The organism is Lysobacter sp. DMC97 (assembly GCF_056313745.1).
This window is the reverse complement of record NZ_JBQUZR010000004.1, coordinates 492,084-517,812: the sequence shown is the minus strand read 5'-3', so window position 1 is coordinate 517,812 and position 25,729 is coordinate 492,084. Positions and strand designations below refer to the sequence as shown.

General features: G+C 70.9%; 25 protein-coding genes. 16 read left to right on the top strand and 9 right to left on the bottom strand.

Going from position 1 to position 25,729, the window contains the following annotated elements:
• Positions 1-14: 14 nt before the first annotated feature.
• Both ACT53Q_RS11570 and ACT53Q_RS11565 read left to right on the top strand, forming a co-directional pair.
• Positions 15-905: an MBL fold metallo-hydrolase gene (locus ACT53Q_RS11570; RefSeq protein ID WP_476186789.1), complete on the top strand. Its 891-nt coding sequence runs from the start codon at positions 15-17 to the stop codon at positions 903-905.
• A gap of 21 nt (positions 906-926) precedes the next feature.
• Complete coding sequence (locus ACT53Q_RS11565) at positions 927-1,319, top strand: MAPEG family protein (protein WP_476186788.1); 393 nt, start codon at positions 927-929, stop codon at positions 1,317-1,319.
• Between the two features lie 129 nt (positions 1,320-1,448).
• Here ACT53Q_RS11565 and upp read toward each other — a convergent pair whose 3' ends face one another.
• From upp to ACT53Q_RS11545, 4 genes are read right to left on the bottom strand one after another with little or no spacing between them, the layout of a single operon-like run.
• On the bottom strand, positions 1,449-2,078 hold the full coding sequence (gene upp, locus ACT53Q_RS11560; RefSeq protein WP_476186787.1) for a uracil phosphoribosyltransferase: 630 nt from the start codon (positions 2,076-2,078) through the stop codon (positions 1,449-1,451).
• A 37-nt stretch (positions 2,079-2,115) separates the two neighbouring features.
• Positions 2,116-2,817 carry an alpha/beta fold hydrolase gene (locus ACT53Q_RS11555; RefSeq protein WP_476186786.1) on the bottom strand — a complete coding sequence of 234 codons (702 nt, stop codon included), beginning with the start codon at positions 2,815-2,817 and terminating at the stop codon, positions 2,116-2,118.
• Positions 2,814-3,572, bottom strand: a complete 759-nt coding sequence (locus ACT53Q_RS11550) for a response regulator (protein WP_476186785.1) — start codon at positions 3,570-3,572, stop codon at positions 2,814-2,816. The genes ACT53Q_RS11555 and ACT53Q_RS11550 overlap by 4 nt, the downstream gene beginning before the upstream one ends.
• Before the next feature lie 10 nt (positions 3,573-3,582).
• Positions 3,583-5,103 carry an ATP-binding protein gene (locus ACT53Q_RS11545; protein ID WP_476186784.1) on the bottom strand — a complete coding sequence of 507 codons (1,521 nt, stop codon included), beginning with the start codon at positions 5,101-5,103 and terminating at the stop codon, positions 3,583-3,585.
• Positions 5,104-5,316: 213 nt separating this feature from the next.
• Between ACT53Q_RS11545 and ACT53Q_RS11540 the strand changes: the two genes are divergently transcribed.
• Positions 5,317-5,814: a hypothetical protein gene (locus ACT53Q_RS11540; protein WP_476186783.1), complete on the top strand. Its 498-nt coding sequence runs from the start codon at positions 5,317-5,319 to the stop codon at positions 5,812-5,814.
• Between the two features lie 3 nt (positions 5,815-5,817).
• Complete coding sequence (locus ACT53Q_RS11535; protein ID WP_476186782.1) at positions 5,818-7,131, top strand: di-heme oxidoredictase family protein; 1,314 nt, start codon at positions 5,818-5,820, stop codon at positions 7,129-7,131.
• A gap of 88 nt (positions 7,132-7,219) precedes the next feature.
• Here ACT53Q_RS11535 and ACT53Q_RS11530 read toward each other — a convergent pair whose 3' ends face one another.
• Positions 7,220-8,716: an aminotransferase class III-fold pyridoxal phosphate-dependent enzyme gene (locus tag ACT53Q_RS11530; RefSeq protein ID WP_476186781.1), complete on the bottom strand. Its 1,497-nt coding sequence runs from the start codon at positions 8,714-8,716 to the stop codon at positions 7,220-7,222.
• Between the two features lie 121 nt (positions 8,717-8,837).
• On the opposite strand from ACT53Q_RS11530, the gene ACT53Q_RS11525 reads away from it, so the two are divergent.
• From ACT53Q_RS11525 to ACT53Q_RS11510, 4 genes are read left to right on the top strand one after another with little or no spacing between them, the layout of a single operon-like run.
• Positions 8,838-9,269 carry an Lrp/AsnC family transcriptional regulator gene (locus ACT53Q_RS11525; RefSeq protein ID WP_476170058.1) on the top strand — a complete coding sequence of 144 codons (432 nt, stop codon included), beginning with the start codon at positions 8,838-8,840 and terminating at the stop codon, positions 9,267-9,269.
• A gap of 7 nt (positions 9,270-9,276) precedes the next feature.
• Positions 9,277-10,308 (top strand): isopenicillin N synthase family dioxygenase, encoded by a 1,032-nt coding sequence (locus ACT53Q_RS11520; protein ID WP_476186780.1) that lies wholly within the window; start codon positions 9,277-9,279, stop codon positions 10,306-10,308.
• Between the two features lie 41 nt (positions 10,309-10,349).
• Positions 10,350-11,423 (top strand): tRNA preQ1(34) S-adenosylmethionine ribosyltransferase-isomerase QueA, encoded by a 1,074-nt coding sequence (gene queA, locus ACT53Q_RS11515; RefSeq protein ID WP_476186779.1) that lies wholly within the window; start codon positions 10,350-10,352, stop codon positions 11,421-11,423.
• Entirely contained in the window at positions 11,413-12,021 is a 609-nt protein-coding gene (locus ACT53Q_RS11510) for a flavin reductase family protein (protein WP_476186778.1), read from the top strand. Before queA ends, ACT53Q_RS11510 begins: the two co-directional genes overlap by 11 nt.
• 24 nt (positions 12,022-12,045) lie before the next feature.
• Here ACT53Q_RS11510 and ACT53Q_RS11505 read toward each other — a convergent pair whose 3' ends face one another.
• The gene (locus ACT53Q_RS11505; RefSeq protein ID WP_476186777.1) at positions 12,046-13,074 is read right to left on the bottom strand and encodes a lysozyme inhibitor LprI family protein; all 1,029 of its coding nucleotides are present in this window, start codon (positions 13,072-13,074) and stop codon (positions 12,046-12,048) included.
• A 44-nt stretch (positions 13,075-13,118) separates the two neighbouring features.
• Here ACT53Q_RS11505 and tgt point away from each other — a divergent pair, with 44 nt between their 5' ends.
• The 4 genes from tgt (at position 13,119) to secF (ending at position 17,669) form a co-directional block, all read left to right on the top strand.
• The gene (gene tgt / locus ACT53Q_RS11500; protein ID WP_476186776.1) at positions 13,119-14,246 is read left to right on the top strand and encodes a tRNA guanosine(34) transglycosylase Tgt; all 1,128 of its coding nucleotides are present in this window, start codon (positions 13,119-13,121) and stop codon (positions 14,244-14,246) included.
• Positions 14,247-14,374: 128 nt separating this feature from the next.
• Positions 14,375-14,716, top strand: a complete 342-nt coding sequence (gene yajC / locus ACT53Q_RS11495) for a preprotein translocase subunit YajC (protein WP_476186775.1) — start codon at positions 14,375-14,377, stop codon at positions 14,714-14,716.
• A 70-nt stretch (positions 14,717-14,786) separates the two neighbouring features.
• Positions 14,787-16,685, top strand: a complete 1,899-nt coding sequence (gene secD, locus ACT53Q_RS11490) for a protein translocase subunit SecD (RefSeq protein ID WP_476186774.1) — start codon at positions 14,787-14,789, stop codon at positions 16,683-16,685.
• Positions 16,686-16,700: 15 nt separating this feature from the next.
• Entirely contained in the window at positions 16,701-17,669 is a 969-nt protein-coding gene (secF, locus tag ACT53Q_RS11485) for a protein translocase subunit SecF (protein ID WP_476186773.1), read from the top strand.
• A 190-nt stretch (positions 17,670-17,859) separates the two neighbouring features.
• Here secF and ACT53Q_RS11480 read toward each other — a convergent pair whose 3' ends face one another.
• Positions 17,860-18,687, bottom strand: coding sequence for an inositol monophosphatase family protein (locus ACT53Q_RS11480; protein ID WP_476186772.1), 828 nt, complete (start codon positions 18,685-18,687; stop codon positions 17,860-17,862).
• 124 nt (positions 18,688-18,811) lie between these two features.
• Here ACT53Q_RS11480 and ACT53Q_RS11475 point away from each other — a divergent pair, with 124 nt between their 5' ends.
• Genes ACT53Q_RS11475 through ACT53Q_RS11465 form a run of 3 tightly spaced genes read left to right on the top strand, consistent with a single transcriptional unit; the run spans position 18,812 to position 22,797 of the window.
• Positions 18,812-19,690, top strand: a complete 879-nt coding sequence (locus tag ACT53Q_RS11475) for an RNA methyltransferase (RefSeq protein WP_476186771.1) — start codon at positions 18,812-18,814, stop codon at positions 19,688-19,690.
• Positions 19,691-19,744: 54 nt separating this feature from the next.
• Positions 19,745-20,677: a phosphate/phosphite/phosphonate ABC transporter substrate-binding protein gene (locus ACT53Q_RS11470; RefSeq protein ID WP_476186770.1), complete on the top strand. Its 933-nt coding sequence runs from the start codon at positions 19,745-19,747 to the stop codon at positions 20,675-20,677.
• On the top strand, positions 20,674-22,797 hold the full coding sequence (locus tag ACT53Q_RS11465; protein ID WP_476186769.1) for a putative bifunctional diguanylate cyclase/phosphodiesterase: 2,124 nt from the start codon (positions 20,674-20,676) through the stop codon (positions 22,795-22,797). Before ACT53Q_RS11470 ends, ACT53Q_RS11465 begins: the two co-directional genes overlap by 4 nt.
• Before the next feature lie 22 nt (positions 22,798-22,819).
• On the opposite strand, the gene ACT53Q_RS11460 is transcribed toward ACT53Q_RS11465, so the two are convergent.
• Positions 22,820-23,485, bottom strand: a complete 666-nt coding sequence (locus tag ACT53Q_RS11460) for an exopolysaccharide biosynthesis protein (RefSeq protein WP_476186768.1) — start codon at positions 23,483-23,485, stop codon at positions 22,820-22,822.
• Entirely contained in the window at positions 23,478-24,785 is a 1,308-nt protein-coding gene (locus tag ACT53Q_RS11455) for a hemolysin family protein (RefSeq protein WP_476186767.1), read from the bottom strand. Before ACT53Q_RS11455 ends, ACT53Q_RS11460 begins: the two co-directional genes overlap by 8 nt.
• 309 nt (positions 24,786-25,094) lie before the next feature.
• Between ACT53Q_RS11455 and ACT53Q_RS11450 the strand changes: the two genes are divergently transcribed.
• A complete protein-coding gene (locus ACT53Q_RS11450) occupies positions 25,095-25,721 on the top strand; it encodes a DUF47 domain-containing protein (RefSeq protein ID WP_476186766.1) in 627 nt (208 codons plus the stop codon).
• Positions 25,722-25,729: the final 8 nt, after the last annotated feature.

Below are 25,729 nucleotides of genomic sequence, written 5' to 3'. Positions count from 1 at the left end.
ATGAAGGCATCGCCATGAAACTCTGGTCCCTGCTCGGCAATTCGCAGAAGCTCGATGGCGGTGCGATGTTCGGCAACGCGCCGCGCGCGGTGTGGGAACGCTGGATCGCGCCGGACGACCACAACCGCATCCCGCTGGCCTGCCGCGCGCTGCTCGCCAGTCCGCTGGCCGGCAAGACCGTGCTGTTCGAGACCGGCATCGGCGCGTTCTTCGAGCCGAAGCTGCGCGAGCGCTACGGCGTGGTCGAGGATCGCCACGTGCTGCTCGACGCGCTGGCCGAGGCCGGCTTCGACCACGCGGACATCGACGTCGTCGTGCTCTCGCACCTGCATTTCGACCACGCCGGCGGCCTGCTGGCGCCGTGGCGCGAGGGCGCCGCGCCGGAACTGCTGTTCCCGAACGCGACCTTCGTCGTCAGCCGCGGCTGCTGGGAACGCGCGCTGCATCCGCATCCGCGCGACCGTGCCAGCTTCATCCCCGAACTGCCGGCGCTGCTCGAAGCGAGCGGGCGGCTGGAACTCGTCGACGGCCCGCACTGCGCGGCGCTGGGCGACACGGTGCGCTTCCACTACAGCGACGGCCACACGCCGGGGCTGATGCTGGCGGAGATCGTCGGCCCCGAACGCGTCGATGGCGCCGCCCACGGCGGCGTGGTGTTCTGCGCCGACCTCATCCCCGGCCGGCCGTGGGTGCACGTGCCGATCACGATGGGCTACGACCGCAATCCCGAGCAGTTGATCGACGAGAAGCGCGCCTTCCTCGACGACAAGCTCGCGCGTAACGTGCACCTGTTCTTCACCCACGACCCGGACTGCGCGCTGGCGCAGGTCGTGCGCGACGACAAGGGCCGCTACGGCACCGCGCACGAGGTCGCCGCGCTCAAGGCGCGACCGCTGGTCGCCTGATCCCGCCGCAAGGAATCCGCCATGCCCCGCATCACGTTGCTGTTCGCCGCCCTGCACGCCGTGCTGGTGGTCGTCCTCGCGGCCCGCGTCGCGATGTTCCGCTTCAGCGCGAAGATCGCGCTGGGCGACGGCGGCGACAAGGTGATGACCCGGCGCATGCGAGCGCACGGCAACCTCATCGAATACGCGCCGCTGGCGCTGCTGCTGCTGGGCCTGCTCGAACTCTCCGGGCTCGACCCGCGCTGGCTCTGGGGCTTCGGCGGCATGCTGCTGGTCGGCCGCCTGCTGCACGCGTACGGGCTGTCGCGCCGTTCGGGCACGTCGCCCGGGCGTTTCCTCGGCACGCTGCTGACGTGGGGCGTGCTGCTGGGCGAAGCGGGCGTCGGCGTGTGGATGTTCGCGTTCGACGCCTGATCCGCGCGACCGCGAATCTGCGTGCCCCTGTAGAGCGGAGCAAAGCTCCGCTACCCCGTCTCCGGAGAGGTGGCAGCGGAGCTTTGCTCCGCTCTACCGAGCGAGGGAATCGCGCTTCGCGTGCGACCTTTACGCCGGCGTGTTGAACAGCCGGTCGCCGGCGTCGCCGAGGCCCGGCAGGATGTAGCCGTGGTCGTTGAGGCGGTCGTCGATCGCGGCGGTCCAGATCGCGACGTCGGGGTGCTTCGCTTCCAGTGCGCGCAGGCCTTCCGGCGCGGAGACGAGGAAGATCGCCTTCACCCGCGCCACGCCCGCGGCCTTCAGCGCGTCGATCGCCGCCAGTGCGCTGCCGCCGGTGGCCAGCATCGGGTCGATCAGCAGCGCGGTGCGGCCGGCGATGTGCTCGACGAAGCGCTGGTAGTACGCGTGCGGCTGCAGCGTTTCCTCGTCGCGGCGCAGGCCGATCACGCTCACCGGCGCGTTCGGCAGCAGCGCCTGCACGCCGGGCAGGAAGCCCAGGCCCGCGCGCAGGATCGGCACCAGCGTGATCGCGCTCTGGTCGCAGCGGCCGACGGTCAGCGGCCCGGCCCAGGTGTCGATGGCGCGGTCGCCCAGCGCGAGGTCGGCGGTGGCCTCGTAGGCGAGCAGGGTGGCGATCTCCGCCGAGACCTGGCGGAACAGCGCCGGCCCGGTGGCCGCGTCGCGCAGCAGCCCGAGCTTGTGGCGGACCAGCGGATGGGTGACTTCGACGACGGACATGACGGACCTGCGGCGCGTGGGAACGGGGGCCTCTAGGCTAACCGAGCCCGGCCGCGAAGCGGGCGACGGCGTCCACCGCCGCCTGCGTGCGTGTCTGCAACAGCAGGTGCGGACCATCGATCGCGACCTCGCGCGCGTCGGTCAGGCCCGCGCACAGCGCGCGGTGCGCGCCCGGACGCAGCAGGCGATCGTGCGTGGCGCGCAGGCACAGCGCCGGCACGCGGATGCGCGCGAGGCGGTCGCGCACGTCCACGCGCATGGCCGCCTCGGCGCGGGCGCGCAGCACCGCGGGCGCGACGGTGTCGAGCGCGTCGCGCAGGTCGCGTCGCAGCGCCGGCGTGCTCCAGCGGCCGAGCAGCGCGAACGACAGCGCCGCCGTCGGCACCGCACGCACCGGCGCGATCCGCGCGAACGCGGCCAGCGGCGAGGGCACGGGCACCGGTGCCTTCGCGAACGTGGTCGACAACACCAGCCCGCGCAGGTTGGGCGGCGGATCGGCGGCGATCGCCAGCGCGACCGGCCCGGAGAAGGATTCACCCAGCAGCACGAATGGCGCTTCGGGCGGCAATGCCTCGCGAGCCATCGCTTCGAGCGCGTCGTAGCCGAGGACGCGATCAGTCGGATAGGCGATCGCGGCCACGTCGGCGAACCCGGCGGCACGCGCCGCTTCCGCGAACGGGGCGAGCAGGCGCGTGGTGCCGTCGAGCCCCGGCAGCAGCCGCAGCGCCGGCAGCGTCATGCCTCGCCCGCGCCGGCTTCGTCCAGCTTGTAGCCCATGCCGTACACGGCGACGATCGGGTCGGCACCGTTGCCGCAGGCGGCGAGTTTCCGGCGCAGGTTCTTGATGTGGCTGTCGACGGTGCGGTCGCTGACCACGCGATGGTCGAGGTAGGCCGCATCGATCAGCTGCGTGCGCGACAGCACGCGGCCCGGGCGCGCGTGCAGGGCGCGTAGCAGCCGGAATTCCACCGGCGTCAGCGACAGCAGCGTGCCGCGCAGGCGCGCCTCGAAGCGGTCGTCGTCCAGTTGCAGCAGCGGTGCGACGCTCGCCGGCGCGACGGGGGACGGCGGCAGCGGCTGCGCGCGGCGCAGCACCGCCTTCACCCGCGTCACCACTTCGCGCGGACTGAACGGCTTGCAGATGTAGTCGTCGGCGCCGAGTTCCAGGCCGAGGATGCGGTCCATCTCCTCGACCCGTGCGGTGACCATCAGGATCGGCACGCGTGCGGCGCGCGGGTCGGGCAGGGCGCGGATCGCGCGGCACACCGACACCCCGTCGCGGCCGGGCAGCATCAGGTCGAGCAGGATCGCGTCGGGCAGGCTGGCACCGGGCACGCCGTCGCGCACCCGCGCCAGCGCGCGTTCGCCGTCGTCGACGATCTCGGCGGTGCAGCCGTCGGCGCGCAGGTAGTCGCGCAGCAGTTCGGCGAGCTTGGGCTCGTCCTCGACGATGAGCACGTGCGGCGAAGGCGGGGCGGCGGCCGGGGCGTTCATGCGGCGAGTGTCACCGCTCCGGCAGCGTGATGTCGATGCGCAGGCCGCCCAGCGGCGTATGCGTGGCGACGATGCGGCCGCCGTGCGCCTCGACGATGTTGCGGCAGATCGCCAGCCCCAGGCCCGCGCCGCCGAACTTGCGGCTGCGCGAGGGCTCGACCCGGTACAGGCGCTCGAACAGGTGCGGCAGCGCGGCGTCGGGTACGCCCGGCGCGCTGTCCTCGATCGTCAGCCGGCCGCCGTCGCGCTCGCGCACCAGCGTGACGGCGACCGTGCCCGGGCGATCGGTGTAGCGGCGCGCGTTCGCCAGCAGGTTGTCGAGCAGTTGCCGCAGCCGCGCGCGGTCGCCGCGCGCCAGCGGGCACGCAGCGGTCGCCGAAACCTGCAGCAGCAGGCCATCCTCGCGCAGGCCGCCCTCGTGGGCGCGGGCCGCTTCGTGCACGACCTCGGCGAGGTCCATCGGCTCGAAGCGGTAGCTCAGCGCGCCGGCTTCCGACAGCGACAACTGGTACAGGTCTTCGACCAGGCTGCGCAGCCGCGCGCATTCGGCCTGCAGCGACGCCAGCCGTTCGGCGTTCACCGTGCGCACGCCGTCCTGCAGCGCCTGGATCTCGCCGCTGAGCACGCTGATCGGCGTGCGCAGTTCGTGGGCGATGTCGGCGCTCCACTGCCGGCGCGCGTCGCGATGGCGTTCCAGCGCGCTCGCCAGCGCGTTGAAGTCGCTGGCCAGCGCGCCGAGCTCGTCGGTGCGGGTGGCGTCGATGCGCGCGGCGTAGTCGCCGGCGGCCAGCGCGCGGGTGCCGGCAGTGAGCGCGCGCACGGGCCGCAGCAGCCAGCGCGAGAGCGCCCACGCCACCAGCAGCGCGGCCAGCAGCACCGACAGCGCCAGCCACGCGATGTGCTCGCGCTGCTGGCGCACGAATTCGAGGTCGACGTCTTCGCTCAACCGCGGCAGCGGCGCGATCAGCAGGCGGCCGACGACGGCGCCCTGGTCGAGGATCGGAATGCTCGCGGCGTCGCGCGGCAGGCCGGGATTGCCGGCGACGACCTCGCCCTGCGCGTCGAGCAGCAGCAGCCGCGGGCGCAGGTCGATGCCGATGCCCGGCGCGTAGCGCGGCGGCGGGAAGGGTCGGCGGTCGCGTGGCGGGCCGGGTGGCTCACCGGGCGGGCGGGGCGGTGGGAAGCCCGCGGGATCGGCGTCGGGGCCCGGCGGGCGGGCGGACGGATCGGCGGGCGGTTCGGCCGGGTTGGCGGGCGGGCCGGCCGGCGGTTCGCCGAACGGCGTGTCGAGGCTGAGCAGCCGCAGCAGCCGCGGCGTGTCGCCGCGCAGGAAGCGCCAGTCGCCGTGGCGGGCGTAGGCGTCCGACAGGTGTGCGCTGGCGGTCTGGATGCGCTCGCGTTCCAGCCGGTTGACGTAGCCGAGGAACCCTTCCTGCACGCTGCGTCCCTGCAACGTCGCGAACACCGCGAGCGCGACGACGCTCACGGACGCGAAGGCCAGGAACAGGCGGTGCCAGAGGCGCAGCGACATGGACGACACGGAAGCGATCGGAGGCCGCACCTTAGCCCGTCCGCCACCGCTGCGGCAGGTGCATGGACGGCCGCTGCCCCGATTTCCGCCATATCTCCGCGATGTCTCCACGATTCCTGCACAACGCCTCCACGGCCGCTGCGGAATGCGCGCCTAGCCTGATCAGGCCGGAATCGCCGGCGTGCCAGGCCAGGTGCCCCCATGTCGCGTCGCATGTCCCGTCGTTCTCTTGCCTCCGCGCTGCTGGCGCCGTTGCTGCTGCTGGGCCTCGCCGCCGTCGCGCAGTCGCGCGGCGACGGTCCGCCCGATCGCATGGCGGATCAGATGGGCAATCGCCCGCCGCCGCGCGGCGAGGCCGGCGGCCGTCCTTCCGGTCCGCCGCCGGGTCCGCCGATCGACGAACTCCGCCGCACGCTGTCGCTGGACGATCGCCAGGCGCAGGCGGTGACGAAGATCCTCGAAGCCCATCGCGCGCAGGTCGAACAGTTGCATGCCCGCACCCGCGCCGAACACGACGCGCTCGCCAGCGCGACCGACGCGCAACTGCGCAAGGTGCTCGACGCGCGTCAGTTCGAGGCGTTCCAGACGTGGAAGCAGACCCACCGGCCGCCGCCGCCGCCGCCGTTCGACCGGCAGGGCGGACCGCGCGGGCAGGGCGATCGCCGCCCGCCGATGGGCCCGCCGCCGACCGGTCCGCAAGGGGAGGGCTGAGCCATGCGCGCCACGTCCCTGCGTCGTCGCTTCGCCTCCGGCGCCTCGCGTCGCGCCTCTCTCGTCGCTTTCGGCGTGCTCGCCGCCGCCGTCGCGGTGACGCTGCCGACGTGGTCGGCGCCGCTGCGCACGCAGCGCGAAAGCCGCGGCGTCGTGGTCATGAAGCTGCCTGCCGTGCGCCATGCCGCGCTGCGCGCGGGGCAGCCGCTGCCGGTGCCGACCACCGCGTTCGGCGAACCGTTGCCGGGCCTGACCGCGGCCCAGCGCAACGATTTCTCGGTCGGCCTGGGCCGCTTCCTCAACGCGGAATCGCCGCAGAGCGGGCTGGGCCCGATCTTCAACAACAATTCGTGCATCTCCTGCCACGGCCAGCCGGCGCCGGGCGGCGGTTCGCCGGTGCGCGTCACCCGCTTCGGCCAGCTCACCGGCACCACGTTCGATCCGCTCGAAGCGTTGGGCGGTTCGCTGCAGCAGGTGCGTGCGATCGACCCGCAGGCGCTGGAAGTCGTGCCCGCGCAGGCCAACGTCGTCGCCCAGCGGCTGTCGACGCCGTTGTTCGGGCTGGGCCTGATCGAGGCGATCCCGGACGAGACCATCCTCGCCAACGCCGAACGCCAGAAGAGCCTCGGCCTCAACGGCGTGCCGTCGCTGGTCAACGATGTCGCGACCGGCCGCGTGCGCGTCGGCCGCTTCGGCTGGAAGGCGCAGCAGGCGACGCTGCTGGCGTTCTCGGCCGACGCCTTCGTCAACGAGATGGGCATCACCAACCGCCTGTTCCCGGCCGAGAACGCGCCCAACGGCAACGCCGCGCTGCTGGCGCGGTTCGACCGCATCGCCGATCCCGAGGACCGGCCCGATCCGGTCAGCGGCAAGGCCGACATCGACGTCGTCGCCGAGTTCATGCGCTACCTCGCCGCGCCGCCGTCGGTGCAGTTCACGCCGACCGCGCTGCAGGGCCGGCAGACGTTCGAGCAGATCGGCTGCGGCGGCTGCCACATGGCGCAGATGACCACCGGCCCCAGCGACATCGCCGCGCTGAACTTCAAGGCGCTGTATCTCTACTCCGACCTGCTGCTGCACGACATGGGCAGCCTCGGCGACGGCATCGTGCAGGGCACCGCCGGGCCGCGCGACATGCGCACGGCGCCGCTGTGGGGCCTGCGCGCCCGCGCGCCGTACCTGCACGACGGCCGCGCCGGTTCGGTCGATCGCGCGATCCAGTTGCACGACGGCGAAGCGCTGCCCGCGCGCAACGCCTACCAGGCGCTGACGGCGACGCAGCGGCAGCAACTGCTGGAATTCCTCGGTTCGATCTGACGTGCGAGTCGAAAACGACGACGCCCCGGAACCGGGGCGTCGTCGTGTCTGCTCGCGATGTCGACGGCCGTCGCGGCCGCGGCGCGCGTCAGGCCGCGGCGGCCTGCTGCACGCGCGGGCCTTCCAGCAGCGCGCGCTTGACCATGCCGACCAGCAGGTCGAGTTCGTCGGCCTGCATCGCGAAGTGCGGGGTGAAGCGCAGCGAGTTCTCGCCGCCGTGGATCACGCCGATGCCGTGCTCGCGCAGCCATTCCTCGGTGGAGCCGGTGCCGTAGCCCTTGAACGCCGGCGACAGTTCGCACGAGAACAGCAGGCCCGTGCCCTGGACCTTGGTGATCAGGCCCGGCAGCTCGGCCTTCAGCGCTTCCAGCTTCGCCACCGCCTCGCGGCCGCGCTCGCGGATGTTGGCGCGCAGTTCCGCCGTGAACAGGCCCAGCACCGCGGTGGCGACGTCCAGCGCGCGCGGGTTGGTGGTCATGGTGTTGCCGTAGGTGCCCTTGCGGTACAGCTCGGCGGCGCGCGCGTTCGCGGCCAGCACCGACAGCGGGTACTGCGCGGCGTTGAGCGCCTTGGAATAGGTTTCGAGATCCGGCGTCTCGATGCCTTCGAAGCCGGGATAGTCGACGATCGACAGAACGCCGTTGGCACGCAGGCCGGCCTGGATGGAGTCGATCAGCAGCAGCGCACCGTGCGCCTTCGTCAGCTCGCGGGCCACGTCGTAGAACGCGCGCGGCACCGAACGGCCGGGATCGCCTTCGCCCATCACCGGTTCCAGGAACATCGCCTCGATGAACCAGCCGTGCGCGTCGGCATCGGCGAACACCTTGCGCAGCGCGTCGGCGTCGTAGGGCTCGACCGTGATCACGCTGTCCTCGCCGCGGAAGCTGGCGAGATGCTGCACGTACGACTTGCGGCTGGAATCCGAATACAGCGCCGGACGCTCGGTGCGGCCGTGGAAGCTGCCCTTCACGACGACGCGCTTGATCGTGCGGCCGGCGTGCTTCGCGCCCGGATCGGTCATCAGCTTGGCGTTGACGTCGATGATGCGGCAGGCCAGCGACACCGATTCCGAGCCCGAGTTCAGGCACAGGAAGCGCTCGTACGGGCAGTGGCCGAGGGTGTGGCCGATCTCGCGGCGGATCGCGCGGTCGAAGCGCAGCTGCGCGAGGTTGGGGGTCATGATGTTGGCCATCGCCTGCGGGCGGGCCATCGCGTCGATGACGGGCTTCGGCGCATGGCCGAAGCCGAGCATGCCGTAGCCGCCGGAGTCGTGCAGCACCGCGCCCTTGAGCGTGACGATCCACGGGCCGCGCGCGGCGAGGGCGACGTACGGGTTCACGGTGTCGTTGGAATAGAAGTTCACGAACCCGGCCTGCACGGCCAGGATCTGCGCGTTCTCGTCCAGGTCCAGCAGGTCGGCGAATTCGTCGGCGATGCGCGCGAATTCGGCGCCGGCGGCTTCGATGGCCTCGGCCAAGTCGGGGTGGCCGGCCGCGAACGCCAGCACGGTCGCGTCGTCCAGACCGTGGGTGCGACGGGCACCGGCACGGGCGCGGAGCGGGGCGAGGGTGTCGAGGAGGGACATGGCAGGTCTCCGGCCGAAAGGGTCGAACCATCCATTATCGGGATATTCCGGTCGATTGGCAGTTGTGATCTGTACGTTTTTCGTCGATATTTCGTCGAATCGACGAAAAAGGGGCCCGCGCATGAAGCTCACCGAGACCGACCAGCAGCTGTTGTCGCTGCTGCGCGAGAACGCCCGGGCCTCCACCGCCCAGATCGCCCGGCGGCTCGGGCTGTCGCGGACGACGGTGCAGAGCCGGATCGAGCGGCTGGAGCGCGAGGGCGTGATCAGCGGCTACACCGTCCGCGTCAGCGACGAATACGAGCGCGGCCAGGTGCGGGCGCACATCATGATCGCGGTGCAGCCCAAGCAGATGACGGTGGTCGTCGCGGCGCTGCGGGCGATGCCCGAACTGCGCTCGCTGCATTCGGTGAGCGGCGCCTACGACCTGATCGCGATCGGCGCGGTGCCCGACGTCGGCGCCTGGGACGTGCTGACCGACCGCATCGGCGCGATCGAGGGCGTGGAGCGCACCACGTCGTCGATCGTGCTGTCGACCAAGTTCGAACGCTGAGGCGGCCATGTCCGACGCTGCGAACGCGGAGACGCTGCCCGTCGTCGACATCGCGCCGATGCGCGCCGCGCCCGGCGACGTGGATCCGGCGGCGCGGGCGCGGGTCGCCGCGCAGATCGCCGACGCCTGCCGCGCGCACGGCTTCTTCTACATCGCCGGGCACGGCATCGACGACGCGCTCCAGACCGCGCTGCGCGACGCGGCGCAGGCGTTCTTCGCGCTGCCGGAGGACGAGAAACTGCGGATCGACATGCCGCGCGGCGGCCGCGCGTGGCGCGGGTTCTTCCCGGTCGGCGGCGAACTCACCAGCGGCCGGCCCGATCGCAAGGAAGGCCTGTACCTCGGCACCGAACTGCCGCCGGACGACCCGCGCGTCGTCGCCGGCTGGCCGCTGCACGGCGCCAACCTCTGGCCCGAACGCCCGGCCGCGCTGCGTGAGGCGGTCACGGCGTACATGACGGCCGCCGTCGACGCCGGGCAGGCGGTGCTGGCCGCGATCGCGCTGAGTCTGGGACTGGAGGCGGACTGGTTCCGGCGCCACTACACCGCCGATCCGACGGTGCTGTTCCGGCTGTTCCACTACCCGCCGCAGCCCGCCGATGCCGACGACTGGGGCGTCGGCGAGCACACCGACTACGGCCTGCTCACCCTGCTGCTGCAGGACGACGTGCCCGGCCTGCAGGTGCGCACGCCGCGCGGCTGGATCGACGCGCCGCCGCTGCCGGGCACGCTGGTGTGCAACCTCGGCGACATGCTCGACCGACTCACCGGCGGCACCTACCGCTCCACGCCACACCGGGTGCGCAATGCGAGCGGCCGCGAGCGCTATTCCTTCCCGCTGTTCCTCGATCCGGCCTTCACTGCGCGGGTGACGCCGCTGCCCGGCCACGCGCGCATCGATCCCGCGCAGGTCGCCGCGGATCGCGCCGACCGCTGGGACGGCGCCAGCGTGCTCGCGCCGTTCGACGGCACCTACGGCGACTACCTGCTGGGCAAGGTCGGCCGTGTCTTCCCCGACCTGCACGCGCAGGTGGTCTGAGCGGCGCGGCTTACAATGCGCGCCCCTGGACGCCGACGCCCATGAAGAAGTCCGACTTCCATTTCGACCTGCCGCCCGAACTGATCGCGCAGGCGCCGCTGCCCGAGCGCTCCGCCAGCCGCCTGCTGGTGGTGCCGCCGGCCCCCGCGGGCTTCGACGACCGCGGCGTGCGCGATCTGCCCGATCTGCTGCAGCCCGGCGACCTGCTGGTCTTCAACGACACCCGGGTGATCCCGGCGCGGCTGTTCGGCCAGAAGGCCACCGGCGGCCGGGTCGAGATCCTGATCGAGCGCCTGTTGCCCGACAACGAGGCGCGGGCGCAGGTCGGCGCCAGCAAGTCGCCCAAGCCCGGCGGCCGCATCGCGCTGGACGCCGGCGGCGAGGCCGAGGTGCTGGGTCGCGACGGCGAGTTCTACCACCTGCGGTTCCACCTCGACGAAGGGCTGGAATCGTGGTTGCTGCACGCCGGCAGGCTGCCGCTGCCGCCGTACATCAAGCGCGAGCCCGGCGTCGACGACCGCGAGCGCTACCAGACCGTGTTCGCGAAGGAAGTCGGTGCGGTCGCCGCGCCCACCGCGGGCCTGCATTTCGACGCGGCGCTGCTGGACGCGCTGAGCGCGCGCGGCGTCGAGTTCGGCCACGTCACCCTGCACGTCGGCGCCGGCACGTTCCAGCCGATGCGTGCCGATGATGTGCGCGACCACCGCATGCACGGCGAATGGCTGAACGTCGGTGCCGAACTGGTCGCGCAAATCCGCCGCACGCGCGAGCGCGGCGGGCGCGTGGTCGCGGTCGGGACCACGGTCGTGCGCGCACTCGAAAGCGCGATGCGCACGCACGACGACGGCACCCGCGAACTGCAGCCGTTCGCGGGCGAAACCCGCATCTTCATCTTCCCCGGCTACCGCATCCGCAGCGTCGATGCAATGGTCACCAACTTCCACCTGCCGGAAAGCACGCTGCTGATGCTGGTCTCGGCGTTCGCCGGCCGCGAGCGCATCCTCGCCGCGTACCGGCATGCGGTCGAGCAGCGCTACCGCTTCTTCAGCTACGGCGACGCGATGCTGCTGTGGCCGCAGCCCGATGCCGCCGCGGAGACGCCGCATGCAGCTTGATTTCACCGCGCTCGACGCCGCCGAGGCGTATCGCTGGATGACCGCGACGGTGACGCCCCGGCCGATCGCGTGGGTGTCGACGCGCTCGGCAGACGGCGTCGACAACCTCGCGCCCTTCAGCTTCTTCCAGGTGGTCTGCGATGCGCCGCCGACGCTGCTGCTGAGCCTCGGCCCGCGCGCCGACGGCAGCGAGAAGGACACGCTGCGCAACCTGCGCGAGCGCGGCGAACTGGTGATCCAGTTGGTGTCCGCGGCGCAGGCCGCGACGATGAACGCGACGTCGGCGTCGTTCCCGCACGGCGTCAGCGAATTCGAGCGCTGCGGCGTGGCGTCGCTGCCGTCGGAGCGCGTGGCGCCGCTGCGGGTCGCCGGCGCGCCGGTGGCGTTCGAATGCCGGCTGGCGTCGATCCAGCCGTATCCCGCCGAAACGCCCAGCCATCACCTCGTGTTCGCCGAGATCCTGCTGGCGCACGTCGACGACGCGGTCATGGCCGACGCACGCCACGTCGATCCGCTGAAGCTCGATCTGGTCGGCCGCCTGGGCGGCATCGGCTACGCGACCACGCGCGACCTGATCCACCTGCGGCGCCCGGGCTGAGCCGGGCACGCGCCGGCCGGTGCGTCACTCCTCGCCGACGATCTCGACCAGCGCCTTCGCCCGCGCCTCGCTCAGCCACGCCAGCCACACTTCCTTGGGCGTCGCCGGGTAGCGCACGGCCGCGAACGCAGCCCAGGCATCGCGGTAGCGCAGCCACGTGCGCTGGGTGGTGCGCACGCCGTCGGACGTGACCGTGCCGTAGGCGAAGTCGTCCTTCTTCTTCGCGATGTCCAGCGCCGCCAGGATCTTGCGGTACACCGAATTGAGGGTCTTGTCGTCGCGGGCGAAATCGGCCGGAACCTTGGCCGGGCGCTCGCGCCGCTCGAAGCGTTCGACATCCGCCAGCAGCGCGATGTCCAGCGTCTCGTAGGCATCGGTGGCCATCGCGCCGCGCGCGGTGCCGCTCATGTCGGTTTCCTCGCTGGCGACGTTGTCGAAGTAGTCCTTCGCCGCCTTGCGCAGGGCCGCCAGCGCCGCGCGCTGCGGCGGCGTCCACGACGCCTGCAGCGCGGTCCAGCGCCGCTCGCGGGCGGACTGCGCGAAGTCGGCCTGGCGGCCGGCGCAGACGCCCATCATCAAGCCGCTGGTGATGTCGTCGCAGAGGTCGATGGGATCGCGGGTCTTGCCGCTGGCGATGTCGTCGAGGTGCGCCAGCCGGCCTTCCACCTCGGCCGGGGCGCCGCCGTACTCGCAGGCAAAGCGCTTGGCGAGCGGGAAGTTCCGCTTCACGCCATGGCCGTTGGCATACACCATCATCAGCACGCCGCTGCCGCCGAAGTTGTTCGCCTGCGTCTCGATCGCCTTGCCGGTGCCACGCTCGCGGTAGGCGCACTGCCGCGCGGCGACGGGATCGGCCTTCAGGCCCTTGCCGTCCTGGCCGTAGTACAGCGCCTGGGTGTCGCAGTCGGCGGGCGCGTTGCCGATGTCCTGCTTCGGCACGGCCACGTCGGCCCATTTCCGGCACTGGGCCTCGTAGGGCCAGGGCTCGTCGGCGCGGGAGGGGCCGGGCAGGGCGGCGGCGAAGAGCAGGACGAGGGCGAGGGCAGGGCGCATGGGGGAGTCCGGAGCGGGCCGACGGGGTCTGTCATCATAGTCGGATGTCCAGACTGTCCTTCGAACTCCTCGGCACCGACGGCGTCGCCCGCCGCGGTCGCCTGACTTTCCCGCGCGGCACCGTCGAGACCCCCGCGTTCATGCCGGTGGGCACCTACGGCTCGGTCAAGGGCGTGCTGCCCGACCAGATCCGCGCGCTCGGCGCCCAGATCATCCTCGGCAACACCTTCCACCTGTACCTGCGGCCGGGGCTGGACGTGATCGCCGACCACGGCGGCCTGCACGGCTTCGCCCGCTGGAACGGGCCGATCCTCACCGACTCCGGCGGCTTCCAGGTCTTCTCGCTGGCGCACAAGCGCAAGATCACCGAGGCCGGCGTCACCTTCGCCGCGCCGACGGACGGCAGCAAGGTCTTCCTCGGCCCCGAGGAGAGCATGCGCATCCAGAAGGTGCTGGATTCGGACATCGTGATGATCTTCGACGAATGCACGCCGTACCCGGCGACCGAGGACGTGGCGCGCAAGTCGATGGAACTGTCCCTGCGCTGGGCCGAGCGCTCGAAGCGCGCCCACGAGGGCAACGATGCGGCGCTGTTCGGCATCGTCCAGGGCGGCGTGCACCACGCCCTGCGCACCCGCTCGGCCGAAGGCCTGAAGCAGATCGGCTTCGATGGCTACGCAGTCGGCGGCCTCGCCGTGGGCGAACCCGAGGCCGAGCGCAACCACATGCTCGAACACACCTGTCCGCAGTTGCCGGCCGACCGGCCGCGCTACCTGATGGGCGTGGGCCGGCCGGAGGACCTGGTGGAGTCGGTCGCCCGCGGCATCGACATGTTCGATTGCGTGATGCCCACCCGCAACGCGCGCAACGGCCACTACTTCACGGGTTTCGGCACGGTCCGCATCCGCAACGCGAAGTACGAGCGCGACCTGCGGCCGATCGAGGAAGGCTGCGGCTGCCCGGCCTGCGCCGGCGGCTTCACCCGGTCGTACCTGCGCCACCTCGATCGCTGCAACGAGATGCTGGCGCCGATGCTGGGCACCCTGCACAACCTCTGGTACTACCAGAAGCTGATGGCCGACATCCGCGCGGCGATCGAGGCCGGCCGGTTCGCCGACTTCCGGGCCGCGTTCCACGCCGCCCGGGCCGGGGACGGGGCGGCCGCGACCTGAACTTTCGGCCGGCGGGGCGGTCACGGAAGGGCCCCGGGACGGTCCCGGGCGGGGGCGGGAAACGGTTGAAAGCCGACGGCCCGGCCCGCATGGCATAATCCCCAGCTGTTTTGCGCCACGGACCCGAAATGAATCCGTTCGACCTCCTGATTTCCCCGGCCTACGCCCAGGCCGCCGCCGCCCCGGGCGCCGCGCCCGGCCTCGGCACCATGCTCCTGCCGATCCTGGTGATCGGCGCGATGCTGTTCTTCATGACCCGCCAGCAGTCCAAGCGTGCCAAGGACCACAAGGCGATGCTCGACAAGCTGGCCAAGGGCGACGAGGTCATCACCACCGGCGGCATCGCCGGCGTGGTCCGCGACATCGGGGACAATTTCGTGAGCGTCGAAGTGGCCGACAACGTGCGCGTCCGCGTGCAGCGGGGCGCGATCGGTCACGTGCTGCCGAAAGGCACGCTCAAGTCGCAGTAAATGAGTTCCGTCTGATCTCCCGATCCCAACCAGAATGCGGCCGGTCGGACGACCGGACGCGGTGGCCGTCATGCTTGAATATTCCCGCTGGAAATACGTCGCCATCCTGCTCGTGGTGCTGGTCAGCGCGCTGTACGCGCTGCCCAACCTCTACCCGCAGGATCCTTCCGTGCAGGTCAGTGCCGGCCATGGCGCGCAGATCGACGACGCGCTGAAGCAGCGCATCGCCGGCGTGCTGGCGAAGGCCGGGATCAAGCCGAAGACGATCGAGACGCAGGGCGACAACCTGCTGGTGCGCACCGCGAACCCGGACGTCCAGAGCAAGGCGTCCGACGCGCTCCGCGCCGAACTGGGCAACAACTACGTCGTGGCCATGAACCTGGCCTCGAACACGCCGCACTGGCTGTCGGCGATCGGCGCGCGGCCGATGCCGCTGGGCCTCGACCTGCAGGGCGGCGTCCACTTCCTGATGGAAGTCGACAAGAAGTCGGCGATCGACAAGCGCTTCGAGGTCTACCTGACCGACATCCGCGGCGCGCTGCGCGACAAGGGCGTGGACTACGCCTCGGTCGAGCGCACCGGCCCGCAGGTGATCGCCGTGACCCTCAACAAGGGCGCCGACCTCGCGGCCGCGCAGGGCGTGGTGCAGAGGACGCTGTCCTCGGCGGTGGTCGACGCCGGCGCGCTGCTCGCCGCCAACGCCTTCACCTACGAGACCTCGGGCGACGTGATCAAGGTGGCCGTGTCCGACGACATGGTCCGCCAGATGACGCTCAATGCCATCGAGCAGAACCTCGGCACGCTGCGCAACCGCATCAACTCGCTGGGCGTGGCCGAGCCGGTGATCCAGCGCCAGGGCGCCGACCGCGTCGTGGTGCAGTTGCCGGGCGTGCAGGACACCGCGGAGGCCAAGCGCATCCTCGGCGCCACCGCCACCCTCGAATACCGCGCCGTGTACGACGGCAACCCGTACGACGCCCGCGACACCGGCAACGTGCCGCCGGGCGCGCGCCTGTACGACACCCGCCGCATGGGCGCCGACGGCAAGCCCGTCCCGGTGCTGCTGAGCAAGCGCATCATCGTGTCCGGCGACGACATGGTCGACGCCCGCACCTCGGTCGACCGCAACGGCCTGCCCGCGGTGTCGGTCACGCTGAACACCGCCGGCGGCCAGCGCATGTTCCAGTTCACCACCGAGAACGTGGGCAAGCCCATGGCGGTGGTGTACATCGAGCGCGTGCCCAAGGTGCGCATGGTCGACGGCAAGCCCGAGAAGTACTTCGACGTGCGCGAGGACGTGATCTCGCAGGCGACCATCCAGGGCGTGTTCGGCAAGCAGTTCGAGACCACCGGCCTGCAGCAGAAGGAAGCCGAGGACCTGTCGAAGCTGCTGAAGGCCGGCGCCCTCGCCGCGCCGATGGACTTCGTCGAGGAACGCACCGTCGGCCCGAGCCTGGGCAAGCAGAACATCCAGCGCGGCCTCACCGCGGTGGTGTCCTCGTTCCTGTTCGCGCTGGCGTTCTTCCTCGTCTACTACCGGATGTTCGGCCTGATCACCAGCCTCGCGCTGCTGCTGAACCTGCTGATGGTGTTCGCGCTGATGTCGGTGTTCGGCGCGACGATGAGCCTCCCCGGCCTCGCCGGCATCGCGCTCACAGTCGGCATGTCGGTGGACGCCAACGTGCTGATCAACGAACGCATACGCGAGGAGTTGCGACTCGGATTGCCGCCATTGAAGGCGATCTCCGAGGGCTACGACCGCGCGTCGGGCACCATCCTCGACGCCAACATCACCGCCTTCCTGGCCGGCCTGGCCATGTTCGCCTTCGGCACCGGCCCGCTGAAGGGCTTCGGCGTGACCACCATGCTCGGCATCGCGACCTCGGCCTACACCGCCGTGTCCGTGTCGCGCGGCATCGCCACGCTGATCTACGGCCGCCGCCGCAAGCTGCAGTCCATCGCGATCTGATCGGGAACCGAGTCCATGAAACCCTTCAACGTGTTCCCTTATGACAGCAACATCGACTTCATGCGCCTGCGCATGATGTCGCTGGCCGTGGCCGCCCTGATCATGTTCGTCGCCATCGGCGCGATGTTCGCCAAGGGCTTCAACTTCGCGCTGGACTTCACCGGCGGCGTGGGCGTCGAACTGGCCTACGACAAACCGGTCGACGTCGACGGCGTGCGCGACCGCCTCGAGAAGGCCGGTTTCAGCGGCGCCCAGGTGCAGACCTTCGGCACCGGCAAGGAACTGCTGATCCGCCTGCGCAGCGAATCGCCCAAGGCGGCCGCCGGCACCGATGCCGCGACCGAGAGCGTGGCCGAGAAGGTGCGCGCCGCCGCGTCGCTGCCGGACAACGCTGCCAGGAAGCTCAACAGCGCCGAGATCAGCCCGCAGGTCGGCCGCGAACTGGCCGAGAACGGCCTCTACGCGCTGCTGTTCGTGGTGCTCGGCTTCCTCGTCTACATCACGCTGCGCTTCGAGTGGAAGTTCGCGGTCGCCGCGATCCTGACCACGCTGCACGACGTGGTGGTGGTGACCGGCTGGTTCGCGATCACCGGCCACGAGTTCGACCTGACCGTGCTCGCCGGCATCCTGTCGGTGATGGGCTACTCGATCAACGACACCATCGTGGTGTTCGACCGCGTCCGCGAGAATTTCCGCGGCATGCGCGCCGAGCCCAACGAAGTGCTGAACCGCTCGGTCAACCAGACGCTGTCGCGTACGGTCATCACTTCGTTCGTCGCCTTCCTGACCGTGCTGGCGCTGTACCTCTACGGCGGCGGCTCGCTGCGCGGCATGGCCGAATCGCAGATGCTCGGCATCGTCATCGGCACGCTGTCGTCGATCTTCGTCGCCTGCCCGCTGCTGACGATGGGCCTGCTGAAGGTCACCAAGCAGGACCTCATGCCGAAGGCCCGCGACGAGGCCGCACTGGCGCGCCGCCCGTAACGGCTCGCCGGGCATCCGCCCACGAAAAAGGCCGCGCACTGCGCGGCCTTTTTCGTTTCCGGTTTGTCGTTGGTAGAGCGGCCTTCAGGCCGCTGCTTCTTCGCGACGGGAAATTGTTCGAATACCGTGCCGCGTCGTGTCGCGAGTACAGCAGCGGCCTGAAGGCCGCTCTACCAGGCAGGGGAATGCGTCAATCGAAGGTCTTGGCGTAGCCGGTGTTGACGATCGTCTGCTGCAGCGGCTCGATCAGGCGCACGTTCGCCGCGGCCACCTGGCGCGTGCCGAGGTCCACGTGCATCGGGCCCAGCGCGGCGCCGCGGAAGTCGCAGACGCGGCCGCCGGCCTCGCGCACCATCAGGACGCCCGCGGCCATGTCCCACACCTTCAGGCCAGCCTCGAAATAGCCGTCGTAGCGGCCCGCGGCCACGTAGGCGAGGTCCAGCGCCGCCGAACCGGCGCGGCGGATGTCCTCGGCGTGGACCAGCAGCGACTTGATGCAGTCCAGCTGCGCGTCGACGCGCTTGCGCTCGCGCGGGGCGAAGCCGGTGGCGAGCATCGCGCCAGTCAGCTCCTTGCGCTCGCTGACGCGGATGCGGCGGCCGTTGAGCTGGGCGCCGCTGCCGCGGCTGGCGGTGAACAGCTCGTTGCGCAGCGGGTCGAAGATCACGCCGTGCACCGGCTCGGCACCTTCGCACAGCGCGATCGAGACGCACCAGTGCGGGAACCCGTGCAGGTAGTTGCTGGTGCCGTCGAGCGGATCGATCACCCAGGTGTAGCGGCCGGGGCCGCGGTTGCCCTTCTGGTGCCCGCCTTCCTCGCCGAGGACCGCGTATTCGGGATGCGCGCGGCGCAGTTCCTTCACGATCTCGACTTCCGCCATGCGGTCGACTTCGCTGGCGAAGTCCATCCGGTCCTTCTCGATCACGTCGATGGCGTCGAGGCGGGACAGGTTGCGGAGGAGGACGTTGCCGCCGGCGCGCGCCGCCTTGACCATGACATTGACTGCGGGCTGATGCATGCGGACGACTCCGGACGCGTCCTCGCGGACGCGGAAATGGACAGGCGGGGGCGGGGACAAAGAGCGTGGCGGTGCGGGACCGCGCGGAAAGTTTAACATTGGCGGCATGTCGTCCGCCTCCGCCATGCCCGCACCGGGCGCATCGCCAGCCGATGTGCCGCCGGAAACGTCGTCCGGTTTCCCGCCCGGTTTCCCCGCCGATCGCCTGCGCATCGTGCTCGTCGGCACCCAGCATCCGGGCAACATCGGCTCGGCCGCGCGCGCGATCCGCACCATGGGCCTCGCCCGGCTGGTGCTGGTGGCGCCGGAACGGTTCCCGCACCCCGAGGCCGTGGCGCTGGCCGCCGGTGCCGCCGGCGTGCTGGAGGCCGCGGTCGTGACCGACACTCTGGCCCAGGCCGTGGCCGACTGCCGGCTGGTGCTCGGCTGCACCGCGCGCAGCCGCCGGATCGCGCTCGACGAACTGCACCCCCGGCAGGCCGCCGCCCGCGGCCTGGCGGTCGCCGCGGACGGGGGCGAGGTGGCGCTGGTCTTCGGCCGGGAACGCACCGGGCTGGAGAACGAGGAGCTGCAGCTGTGCCATTCGGCCGTGCACATCCCCTCCGATCCGGACTACGGTTCGCTGAACCTCGCGGCCGCGGTGCAGGTCTTGGCATACGAATTGCGTAACGGTTGGTTCGAGCACGCGATGCCGGGCCGATGGACCGCCCAGCCAGCGACGCCGACGGCCACGGAGGCTCCCTCGTCCCCGCCGGGACGGGAGCCCCCCGCGACCCACGCCGAGCTCGAGGGCTTCTTCTCGCAATTGGCGGACACCCTGGATGCGATCGATTTCCACAAAGGCCGCACACCTGTGGCGGCGATGCGCAAGTTCCGGCGCCTGTTCCTGCGCGCGGCGCTGGACGCACGCGACGTGCGCCTGCTGCGCGGCCTGCTGGCCGATGCGAAGCGCATGGCCGACATCGCGGAAGGCCGCATTCCGCCGCCGCGGCGGAGCGACTGACATGCGACGACGGTCGCCCTGCGACGACCGTCCGGCGACCCTGGAGTCCTGATCATGCGCGCCGTCCTCGCCCGTTTCGCGCTGCTGCTCTGCCTGCTGCCGGGCCTGGCCGGGATGGTGCCGCGCGCGGCAGCGGCTGACGGCCAGCGTCACATTCTGGTCCTGGGTCGCATCAGCGACGACCCCAAGCTGCACTATGAACAGCTCAAGCCGCTGCTGGACTACGTGGTCCCGCGGATGGCCGACGTCGGCATCCGCGAGGGCCGGGTGCTGATGGCCCGGGACGCCCAGCAGATGGCCAGCTACCTCCGCCGCGGGCAGGTGGACTGGGTCACCGAGACCGCCGGCACGGCCATGCTGCTCGAACAGCGCGGCGGCGCGCAGCCGTTGCTGCTGACCGAACGCGACGGCGTCAGCCGCTACCGGACGGTGTTCTTCGTGCGGCGCGACAGCGGCCTGAACACGCTGGAAGACCTGCGCGGGCGCAGCGTGGCGTTCCAGAACAACGCCTCGACCAGCGCCTACTTCATGCCCGCCATCGAGCTGCTGCGCCGCAAGATGTCGCTGAGCCTGCTGCTGTCGCCGATGGACAAGCCCTCCGGCGACAGCGTCGGCTACGTCTTCGCCCGGTCCGAGCTGAACATCGGCGCCTGGGTGCACAAGCGCTTGGTCGACGCCGGCACGATGAGCGAACTGGACTGGCAGAACCCCGCGCGGGTGCCGCTGTCGTTCCGCCCCGACCTGATGGTCATCCACACCTCCGAGCCGGTGCCGCGCGCGCTGGAGATGGTCCGCGGCGACCTCGATCCGAAGGTCCAGGCGCGGCTGCGCGAGGTGCTGGTCGAGGCCGCGCACGATCCCGCCGCGGCGCAGGCGATGAAGTACTTCTTCCGCACGACCCGCTTCATGCCGCTCGGCGACGACGACCGCGCGGTGCTGGCGCGCCTGCGCCAGGGCGTCTCCGAAGTCAGGGCGGTCGTCGAATGAAGGCGTTCGACGGGCTGCAGGCCAAGTTCATGGCCGTGATCGGCCTGGCGCTGGCGGTCATGCTCGCGGTGATCGCGCTGATCTGGCAGCGGCAGGCGGTGACCCAGGCCGAAGTGCTGCGGCTGAGCAGCGACGCCACCCGCGTGCTGGTCTACGATCGGCTGCGCGAGCGCGGCGAATCGCAGGTCGCGCAGACCGCGGACATGCTGGTCAACCCGGTCTACTACTTCGACCTGGACGCCATCGGTGCCACCACCCGCAGCATCCTGCGCCAGCCGGACGTGGCCTACGTGCTGGTCTACGACGCCAAGGGCGACATCCTCCACGATGGCTCCGGCGACATCCCCACGTTCGGCCAGCGCATGGCCGATCCGCTGGCGGCGCACATCGTCACCGCCGACAGCCTGCGGGTGACGACCACCCGCGAGGTGATGGACGTCTCGGCCCCGATCCGCATCGGCGACCAGCGCCTGGGCGGCCTGCGCGTGGGCTACTCGCTGGGCAAGCTGCGCACCGAGCAGGCGCACGTCGACGCCGAGATCACCGAACGCCTGCGTGCGCTGGGCCAGCGCCATTTCGCGTGGATCGGCCTGCTGCTGTTGCTGCTGGTGTCGCTGGCGGTGTTCGTGGCGATCGTGCTGCAGCGCGCGCTGATCCGGCCGATCCGCCAGCTGTCCGACGCCGCGCGCGAGATCGAGTCCGGCAATTTCTCCACCGCGCTGCCGGCCAGCAGCCGGCGCGACGAAGTCGGCACGCTGGTGCGCGCGTTCTCGCGCATGGCCGAGAGCATCGACCGCCACGACCGCGACATGCGGCGCATGGCCTACACCGATTCGCTGACCGGGCTGGCCAACCGCCTGGCGTTCCGCGAGACCCTCGACCACCGCCTGATGCAACTGCGCGGCGTCGGTCGCCAGCTGGCGCTGCTGTTCGCGGACATCGACGACTTCAAGCGGGTGAACGACACCCTCGGCCACGACGTCGGCGACGAGGTGCTGATCCAGTTCGCCAACCGTATCCGCGAGGCGGTCGAACGCATCGGCGGCGCCAACGGCGAACTCGCGCGATTCGGCGGCGACGAATTCGTGATCCTGCTGCAGGGCGACGGCCCGCACGACGACGTGCGCACCAGCGCGGCGCACCTGGCCGAGACGCTGGTGGCGGAGCTGAGCCGTCCGATCGTGGTCCAGGACCGCCAGGTGTTCCTCGGCACGTCGATCGGCGTGACCCTGTTCCCGGACGATGCGTCCGGCGCGACCATGCTGATGAAGAACGGCGACATCGCGATGTACCAGGCGAAGGTCGCCGGCAAGAACGGTTACCGCTTCTACAGCCGCGCGATGGACCAGGCGGTGACCCGCCGGGTGCGGATCGAGCAGGACCTGCGCGGCGCGTGGGAACGCGGCGAACTCACGCTGGCGTACCAGCCGATCTACCGCGTCGCCGACAAGACGCTGCTCGGTGCCGAGGCGCTGCTGCGCTGGCAGCATCCGGTGCACGGCCAGGTGTCGCCGGCGGTGTTCATCGACGTCGCCGAGCAGAGCGGCCTGATCGAGACGATCGGTCCGGCGGTGTTCCGCGCCGCCTGCCGCGACGCCGCGCGCTGGCGCCGCGACGACGGCCACGACCTGTTCGTGTCGGTGAATGTCTCCGCGCGCCAGCTGCGCAGCGGGGATTTCCGCGAGCAGGTGATGAGCGCGCTCGACGACACCGGGCTGCCGCCGCACCTGCTGCACATCGAACTGACCGAGACCGCGGTGCTCGGCGACGAGGACCAGGCGCGGCAGATCCTCACCGCGCTGCGCGAGGTCGGCGTGAAGGTGTGGCTCGACGACTTCGGCACCGGTTTCTCGGGGCTGAGCCACCTGCGCCGCGTGCCGGTGGACGGCGTGAAGATCGACCGCAGCTTCATCGCCGACGTGCTGCGCGACCCGGACGACCTGGCGCTGACCACCGCGATCATCGCGATGGCGCATTCGCTGGGCATGATCGTGGTCGCCGAGGGCGTGGAGAAGGAAGGGCAGTGCGACCTGCTGCGCAGCCGCGGCTGCGATTTCGCCCAGGGTTACTGGCTGGGCCACCCGATGAACATGCGCGATTTCGCGACGCTGGTGGCCTGAGGCCGGCGCATCGCGGACCCGGTCAGCCGAGGCTGGCGATCCACGCCCACAGCATCGCGACCAGATTCCCCGACACCGCGCCGAACACCCAGATCGCGACCGTGCCCGCCGCCCAGGCGATGAGCATCAGCACGCCGTCGCGTTCCAGCAGCGCCAGCGCGTAGACCAGCAGCAGCGCGGCGAACATGAAATTGGTGAACGGGATCGGCAGCGCCAGCAGGATTCCCAGCAGCACCAGTTGCAGGCCCGACAGCACGGTCGCCACCGGGTGGTCGACCAGCGCGAACAGCCGCGGCCGGATCGCCTTTTCCAGCCAGCGCAGCAGCCGGTCGGTGCGCTGGTCGAAGCGGATCAGCGTGCTGCGCTGCGGCCCGCGGCGGGCGATGAAGCCCGGCAGCCACGGCTTGCGCTGCAACAGCAGCAGGTGCAGCCCGACCAGGATCACCAGCGGGCCGCTGAGGCCGCCGGCGAGGCCGGGGATCGGGATCCACGCCGGCAGCGTGGCCAGCAGCAGGAGCACGCCGAAGGTGCTGCGGCCCAGGCCGCCCACCAGCGTGCGCAGTTCGAGGCGTTCGTCCGGGTCGCCGGCGCACAGCGCATCGATGACCGCCCGGATGCCCTGGGGGCCGTCGTGCGCTGCGGTGTCGCCCCCTGCGTCCGCCGGTGCCGGCGCAGGCGCGTCAGCCATCCTCGTCCGCATCCCTGCGGTCCACCCGCGACAGCAGCAGCTTGTCGATGCGCGGGCCGTCCAGGTCCACCACCTCGATCCGCCAGCCGGCCCATTCGAAGGCCTCGGCGGTGTTCGGGATGCGCCCGAAGTGCGCGATCACCATGCCGGCGGCGGTGTGGTAGTCGTGTTCTTCCGTGTGCGGCAGCGCGTGGCCGATCAGTTCGCGCAGTTCGTCCACCGGCAGCGAGCCGTCGACCAGCAGCGAGCCGTCGTCGCGGGTCAGCACCAGCGCCTCGGCGTCCGGCGTCTCGCCCGACTGCAGGCGGCCGATCACCGCGCCCATCAGGTCGTTCACGGTCACCATGCCGGTGACCTCGCCGTATTCGTCGACCACCAGCGCCAGCGACTGCTGCTCCTCGCGGAAGATCTCCAGCAGCTTCAGCGCATGGGTGGACTCGGACACGAACAGCACCGGGCGCAGCGTGCCGAACAGGTCGCGCGTCCGCGATTCGAACGCGTCCATCAGCGACTTCACTTCCAGCACGCCGAGCACGTCGGCGTCGCTGCCGCGGTACACCGGATAGCGCGAATACGGCGTCTCGCGCATCTCGGCGATGTTCTCCTCGAACGAGGCGTTCGCGTCCAGCCAGACGATGCGGGTGCGCGGGGTCATCATGCTCTCGACCGTGCGGTCGCCCAGGCGCATGACCCGCTGCATCATGTTGCGTTCGTCGTCGTCGATCAGGCCCTGCTCGTGGCTTTCGCTCACCAGCAGCTGGATCTCTTCCTCGGTGATGGTGTTTTCGTCGACGTTGCCCAGCCGCAGCAGGCGCATCACCCAGCGGGTGCAGGTCGACAGGGTGATCACGAACGGCTTGGCCAGCGACGCGAAGAACTGCATCGGGTAGGCAACGACCACCGCGATCTTCTCCGGCCGCAGGGTGCCGATGCGCTTGGGCACCAGTTCGCCGAAGAGGCCGAACACGAACAGGGTCACCACGAAGCCGGTGACGAAGCCGATCTTGCCGGCATAGGGCGCCAGCGCCGGAATCGCCTGGGCCAGGGGCTCGGCCAGCCGGGCGCCCATCGACTCGCCGCCGAAGTAGCCGATCATCAGGCTCAGCAGGCTGATCCACAGCTGCACCGCCGAGAGGAAGCCCTCCGGTTCGCTGGCCAGTTCCAGCGCCTTGCGGGCCCCGGCGCTGTGGATCGCCATCTGCTTCAGCCGGCTCTTGCGCGAGGTCAGCACGGCCATCTCCGACAGGGCGAAGAAGGCGTTGAACAGGATCAGCGCGGCGACGATGGCCAGCTCAGCCATGGCGGACGACTCCGACCGGAGCACGGCGGCCTGCGGGCGGCGGGGCCCCGGGGGCATGGCGCGTGGGGCGGCAGGCCGGGGCGGCGAGGGGAGGCATCGGGGGAGGCGGGGCGTCTTGGGGGAGCGGCCGATGATAGCAGGCGGGTCAGGCACCCCCGCGGCAGGCCGGGGCGGCCCCCGGGACCACCCGGCCGGCGTCCCGGGATGACAGTCCCGTGTCGGTCGGGTGACGGTCCGGCGGCGGATGTCACATCGAAGTCACAATTCGGACTTACGCTATTCACATCACCGTCATCGAGGCGACCGCCCATGTTCTCCCTCCAAACCATCTTCGGCTCCGGCCAGCAGTTCTACAGCCTGCTCGACGAAGCCGCCGCGGCCGCCAGCGAGAGCGCCCAGGCCCTGCACGCGATGATGAAGGCCACCGACCGCCAGCCGGCGCTGGACGCCTTCAAGCTGGCCCGCACCCGCGAGCGCGCCGCCTCCGACAAGATCGGCAAGGCGCTGGTCGACAGCTTCATCACCCCGATCGAGCGCGAGGACATCGAGGCCCTGGGCTCGGCGCTGTACAAGATCCCCAAGCAGATCGAGAAGTTCGCCGATCGCTACTCGCTGGCGATCCAGCACCTCGAAGGCATCGACTTCGCGCCGCGCGCGGCGATGCTGGAGCAGGCGGCGACCGTGGTGGTGGAGATGGTCCGCGAGCTGCGCCACCTGAACATCGACCGCATGACCGCGCTCAACGAGAAGCTGCGCGCGATCGAGAACGAGGCCGACCGGCTGATGCTGGAGCTGTACCGCGACATCTACTCGGGCAAGCTCGACAGCCTGCAGATGTTCCTGCTCAAGGAGTTCTTCGAGATCCTCGAGAAGGCGATCGACCGCTGCCGCGAGGCGGGCGTCGTCGCCTACCAGATCGTGCTGAAGAACAGCTGACGGGAGCA